A 3,816-nucleotide genomic window follows, 5' to 3' on the forward strand; every position below is an offset into this window, starting at 1 on the left:
GCTCAGGGGCGGAGAGCTCGGGGGCGGAGAGCTCGGCCTCGACCTGTTCGTCGGACAACCGCATGACCTCCAGGAAGAGCCGGGCCACCCGCTCGGCGCGGTCGCCGTCGAGTTCGGTGAGCCGCTGCGCGAGCCCCTCGATGGTGCGGCGGCCGAAGATCTCGGCCACCGTCAGCCGGGGCACGTCCAGCCAGCGGCGGACCTTGGCGACGAAAGCGGTGGCCAGCACCGAGTCGCCGCCGAGGGCGAGGAAGTCGTCGGTGACGCCGAGCGGGCGGGTGCTCAGCACGGTGCCGAGGATCTCCACGAGCGCCTCCTCGACCGGGGTGCGCGGCGCGACGGCGGCCGAGCGCTCCTCCCCTGTCACCAGCGTGGCGGCCGCGGCACGGTCGTACTTGCCGTTGGCGGTCAACGGCAGCGCGTCGAGCACGGCGACGGTGCGCGGGATCATGTGCGGCGGCAGCGCTTCGGTCAGCTGCTCGCGCAGCGTCTCGCCGTCGACGCCGTCGGTCGCGGTGACCGCGGCGCGCAGCTCACGGCCGTCGGACCAGGCGACCGCGCCGGTGACGGCGGGCAGACCGAGCAGCCCGGCCTCGACCTCGCCGAGTTCCACGCGGTAGCCGCGGATCTTGACCATGTGGTCGGCGCGGCCCAGAAAGTCCAGGAAGCCGCCGGGCAGATAGCGCACCATGTCGCCGGTGCGGTACCAGCGCATACCGTCATGGGTGAGGAAGCGGTCGGCGGTGCGCTCCGGGTCGCCGCGGTAGCCGTCGGCCACGCCGGCGCCGCCGATCCACAACTCACCGGGGACGCGGTCGGGCCGGTCCCGGCCGACAGCGTCGACCACGCGGCAGCGCACGCCGTCCAGCGGCACGCCGTAGGGCACGAAAGTCGCGTCGGCGGGCACGTCGGGCGCCTCGCACACGGTGGAGTGGATGGCGGTCTCGGTGGTGCCGCCGAGGCCCGCGATCCGGCACTCGGGCAGCTGCGCGAGCACGCGGTGCAGCAGCGAGACGTCGACCTTGTCGCCACCCATGATGATCACCCGTAGCCGCGCCGGCAGCGGGGCGTTGTCGAGCAGCATGCCCAGGATCGAGGGCACACAGTTGAGCACCGTCACCCCGGCGTCGGCCAGCAGCCGGCTCCAGGTGTCGACCTTGGCGTCGGCGTCGTCGGTGGGGACCACGACCGCGCCGCCCACCGCGAGCAGGCCGAAGATGTCGAAGACCGACAGGTCGAACTCCAGCGAGGAGACCTGCAGGCTGCGGTCGTTCGCGCCCAGCGCGTAACGGCGCACCAGATCGGTCAGGGTGGCCACCGCCGCGCGGTGCGGCACCTGCACGCCCTTGGGCAGACCGGTGGAGCCGGAGGTGAACAGCACGTAGGCCGGCGCGTCGGCGGGCACCACGACCGGCGCGGCGGGCGCGGCGGCGCGCGCGAGGTCCAGCGCGAGCACGGTGTGCGCCGAATCCGCCCAGCGCTCGGCGCGATCGGTGACGATCGCGGCCGGGGTGGCCACCGAGGCGATGCGCTCGCGGCGGGCCCGCGGCTGGGTGGGCGCCATCGGCACGTACGCGGCGCCCGCGATGAGCACGCCGAGCGCGGCCACCACCTGGTCGCCGCCCTTGGGCAGGTCGACGATCACGGTGTCGCCCGCGCCGACGCCCGCGTCCAGCAGCGCACCGGCGACGCGGCGGGCCTCGCGCGCGAGTTCGGCGTGAGTCCAGGTGCGGGCGTCGGTGATGACGGCGGGGGCGTCGCCGCGGCGCTCGGCCTCGGCGAGGAAGTGCCCGTGCAGGGTGCCGTCGAAGAATTCGGTGGCGGGCAGCGGACGGTGCGCCGCGAGGCGCTGGGCGCGCACCTCCTCGGTGACAGGGTCCGGCGCGGGGCGGTCCCAGTCGTCGGCCATGAGCAGGTCCAGCAGCCGCACGTAATAGGCGAACATCTCGCGTGCGGTGTCGAGCTCGAGATCCGAGGCGCGCACGTCCCAGTTCAGCAGCAGACCGCCCGCGACCTCGGTGACCTGGGCGTCCAGCAGCACCTGCGGGCCTTGCGAGACGATCCAGGACGGCTCGCCGAGCACCTCGGTGACCGCCGGGGAGAACAGCTCGCCCAGGCCGAGCGCGCTGGTGAACACCACCGGCGAGACCACGGATTCGCCGCGCTGCCTGCTCAGCTCGCGCAACACGTCCAGGCCGCCGAAGCTGCCGTGCGCGGCGGCCTCGTGCATGGCCACCCGCATCGCCCTGGCCCGCTCGGCCAGGGTCCGGCTCTCGCGCAGGTCGACGTCGACGACCAGCGAGGAGGTGAAGTCGCCGACCACCTTCTCCACATCGGGGTGCACGGGGTCGCGGTCGAACAGCGGCACGGTCAGCAGGAAACGCGGGGTCGCGGAGTAGGCGCCGACCGCCTCGGCGAAGACCGCCGCCACCGCCGCGGCCGGGGTGACGCCGCGCTTGTGGGCGTACTCCTCCAACCGCTTGCGAGCGGCGGAGTCGATGGCGTGGTGCAGGCGCACCGAGGCGGGCGGGACATCGCCGCGGGCGGCGGCCTCGCGCACCGGGAGTTCGGGGGCGCCGGGCAGATCCGCGATGCGCTCGCGCCACCACGCGATATCGGCCTCGCAGGGGGCGCGGCCGGTGCGCTGGGCGGACAGCGCCGGGAAGTGCACGCGCAGCTCGGGCAGATCCTCGCCGAGGTAGAGCCGGGCCAGATCGTCGACGAGCACGCGGTAACTCATGGCGTCGGCGGCGATCATGTCGACGTCGAGGTGGACCCGGCCGGTGCCGCCGGGCAGCAGGCTCAGTTCCACCCGCACCACGCCGCCGTCCTCGATGGGCAGCGCGCGGTGGGTGCCTTCCTCGCGGCGGCGGGCCAGGATGCCCGCGACCTCCTCCGCCGGGCGGGCGCGCAGGTCGTGGACCGCGACGGCCTCGGGGTGCGGGTCGCCGACCAGCTGGGTGCCGTCGGGCAGCACGCGCACCCGCAACATGGGGTGACGCCACAGCAGAGCGGTGACCGCGGCGCGGAAACGTTCCGGTTCGAGGGCGCGGCCGTCGAATTCGATGTAGAGGTGGGCGGCGACGCCGCCGTAGGCGTGGCTGTCGGAGCGGCCGATCCAGTACGCGTGCTGCATCGGCGCCAGCGGGAAGGGGACGCTCAGGTCGCTGCTCAGGTCCGCGACCTCGGCCCGCTCGATCTGTTCTGCCCCGGCCTCATGCTCGGAATCCGCATCGGCATCGGCCTGTTCGACGCCGCCGAGGCCGAGCAGATCGGCCCAGGCCCGGATGGTCGGTTCGCCGGAGAGCCGCGCGAAGTCGATGTCGAAACCACGCTTGCGCCACCGGCCCGCCAGCCGCATCATGCGCAGCGAGTCCAGCCCTTGGGTGATCAGGTCGCCGTCCAGGTCGAGCGACTCCGGCGGGATACCCAGAGCCGATCCGACTTCCGCGCGGATATCGATGTCCGCACTCGCCTCGGGACGAGCAACCACCATGAGAACGCCTCTCGCAGATCGGAAATTCGGAGTTAGCGTACCCTAAGAAATTAGGTAACGCTAACCGACTTTCGCCACCGGTCACCGGCTTCCCGAGGCAAGCGCGCCGCCCGTGCGGGAAACGCCCCTCAGGGCGAGATCAACCCCAAATGGTTAGGTTACACTAACCTCACTCCAGTGTGCCCGAGTCGGGGTCGAGAAATTGGGAATATTCCCGATTACCGTTGTGGCGGAACACTTTTCGCGCACGCGAACGCCCGTCGCGAGGACTCGTGACGCGAGGACTCGTGACGGGCGCCGCGACTGCCTCCGGGACTCCG

General features: G+C 72.7%; 1 protein-coding gene. It reads right to left on the reverse strand.

Annotated elements, in window-relative coordinates:
• Positions 1–3,496, reverse strand: a 3,496-nt coding sequence (locus QH283_RS01275) for an amino acid adenylation domain-containing protein (protein ID WP_280501182.1), incomplete at its 3' end; no start/stop codon positions are given.
• Positions 3,497–3,816 lie beyond the last annotated feature (320 nt).

It is taken from the genome of Nocardia farcinica (assembly GCF_029867845.1).
GTDB lineage: Bacteria > Actinomycetota > Actinomycetes > Mycobacteriales > Mycobacteriaceae > Nocardia > Nocardia farcinica_A.